Here is a 274-nt window from a genome sequence, read left to right as displayed (position 1 = left end):
CTGTTGGGCTGAGTGGCCAGGCCGACCCAGAGCGCGGGAACCGCGTTGAGCTGGTCCCGCAGTCGTCGCACGCGGTCGACGTTGTAGGCGGGCACGCGGAACGATCCCGAGAATCCCGGCACGGTGCGCCGCTGTACCAGCGACACGCCAGGCCGCAGCGAGCCGTCGAACTCGCGCTCGATCCGCGAGAAGTTCGTGCCGACGATGTTCGGCCGCCATCTCAGATCGCCCAGGTAGGCGGCGCGGCCGCAGACGATGTAGCCGACGCTCGCCA

1 protein-coding gene is annotated in these 274 nt (G+C 69.7%); it reads right to left on the bottom strand.

The window, feature by feature from the left end; genetic code table 11:
* On the bottom strand, positions 1-274 hold a 274-nt coding region (locus tag VJI94_RS08355), incomplete at both ends, for a hypothetical protein (protein ID WP_324009026.1).

The organism is Parvimonas sp. D9, from assembly GCF_035282565.1.
Lineage (GTDB): Bacteria > Bacillota > Clostridia > Tissierellales > Peptoniphilaceae > Parvimonas > Parvimonas micra.
Note: the sequence above shows the minus strand (reverse complement) of the source record. Positions and strands in the feature narration are given on the sequence as shown.